The organism is Pseudomonas sp. K5002, assembly GCF_013386655.1.
Lineage (GTDB): Bacteria > Pseudomonadota > Gammaproteobacteria > Pseudomonadales > Pseudomonadaceae > Aquipseudomonas.
On sequence record NZ_JACARK010000441.1, the window covers coordinates 1 to 1,910 of the forward strand.

A 1,910-nucleotide genomic window follows, 5' to 3' on the forward strand; every position below is an offset into this window, starting at 1 on the left:
GCCTATCGCAGCAATGCCCCGCACCGCGAGCGAGTCGCCTCGCCGTTGATCCTCGATGACCTGCAGGCCGTGGCCGATGCCGCCATCGCCGGGGTCGGCCTGGCCTGGTTGCCCAGTTGGCTGATCGCCCACTACGTGTTGCGCGGGCAACTGCAGGCGGTACTGCCGGGCCACCGCGAGCAACCGATGCCGATCCATGTCATCTGGCCCACGGCGACGCACATGCCGGCCAAGACCCGGTGCGCCATCGACGCGTTGGTGGCCGGCACACCGTCGTGCCTGGCGGGTAGCTGATCAGAACGCGATGGACGTCTGCACATACAGCGTGCGCGGCTCGCCGACGTATTTGCCCTTGTTGTTATCGTCAAACGAGCGGGTGTAGTACTGCTTGTTGAAGATGTTTTTCACACCCACCGCCACGTTCAAATCCGACAGCTGCGGGCCAAAGTCGTACGCCGCGCGGCTGCTGAACAGCATGTAGCCAGGAATGCGTCCGGTGCTGCCATCAGCACTTTCTGCTTCAGTGTTGGCGTTGTCGGCAAACTGGCTGCTCTGGTAGCTGCTGTCCACGTTCAACTTCCAGCGACCTTCGGTGTAACCCACACCCAGGGTGCCCTTGTGCTTGGAGGAGAAGGGTACGCGGTTGCCTTTGTTCGGGCCGTCTTCGCGGATGGTGGCGTCGACGTAGGCGTAGGTGGCGTACACATCAAAACCGGCGAGCGCCGGGCTCAAGCCGTCGAGGGCGTAGTTGATGCTGGACTCGATGCCCTGATGGCGGGTTTCGCCGCGGGCGATCACGGTGTCGTTGGTCTGGTTGCTGTCGTACTGGTTGTCGAAGTTGATCAGGAACGCGCCGATCTCGGCGCGCAAGGTGCCGTTGTCATAGCGTGTGCCGAGTTCCCAGGTGCGGGCTTTTTCCGGCTTCACTTCGCCACTGGTCACGCGGTTGGGCATCTGGCTGTACTGCACGCTGCCGAACGAACCTTCGGTGTTGGCATAGAGGTTCCAGTCGTCGGTCAGGTGGTAGAGCACGTTCAGCGCCGGCAGGGCGGTGTTGTAGTCGCCTTTGTATTTGACGTTGCTGAGGTTGTTGGTCTGCTGGGACTCGATCATCTCGTAGCGGATGCCCGGGGTGATGGTCCACTTGCCGATATCTATCCGGTCGTCGACGAAGAACGCATTGGCTTCGGTGCTGCCTCGGGTGTCGCGGTCGTTGCGGCTGTCGGTGGTCGGCAGTTGCTGATTGGCGGAAATCGGCGTGCGGTAGCGCAGTTCGTGGCCGGCCTCGTTGATGTAGCGGTAGCCCACGCCGACTTCGTGGCTGGTTGGGCCGAGGTCGAAGCCTTGGGCGAAACGGGTTTCCAGGCCGCGTACCCAATACTCGCGGGGCGACAGGGAGAGGAAATTGCCCTGGTCCAGGTAACCGCTGCGCAGGGTGGTGGTGAAGAAGCTGTTGACCGTGAATTCCCGGCGGTCTTCCTGGTAGCGATAGCCTGCGTTGAACATGGTGCGCCGGCCCCAGAACTGGTCGTAGGGGCGGGTGGACTGGTACGGGTCGGCCTTGTAGGCCGCAGTGCTCAAACCACCGGGCATATCCGCCTTGCCTTCGTAGTACTGCGCCATGGCGTTGAAGCTGTTGGCGTCGTCCAGCTGGTATTTGCCCTTGAGGATCAGGTCGTCGATGCGGGTGTCGCTGTTCTCGCGCCAATCACCACCACGGGTGCCGGAATACAGGATCGCGCCGCCCAGGCCGTTGTCCGCCGTGCCGCCGGCCAGCAGGTTGCCGGTGGTCTTGAAGCCATCGTGGCTGGAAGACGGGCTGGTTTCGGTTTGCAGGCCGCCTTTCACCGTTGGCGCATCGGGAATCGCGCGCGTGACGAAGTTGACGATGCCGCCGACGTTCTGCGGGC

General features: G+C 62.9%; 2 protein-coding genes. One reads left to right on the forward strand and one right to left on the reverse strand.

The features are described from left to right. Window positions 1–294, forward strand: a 294-nt coding sequence (locus HX846_RS19895) for a LysR substrate-binding domain-containing protein (RefSeq protein ID WP_256739843.1), incomplete at its 5' end; no start/stop codon positions are given. Here HX846_RS19895 and HX846_RS19900 read toward each other — a convergent pair. Next, window positions 295–1,910: TonB-dependent siderophore receptor (locus HX846_RS19900; protein WP_178965956.1), on the reverse strand; the 1,616-nt coding region annotated here is incomplete at its 5' end.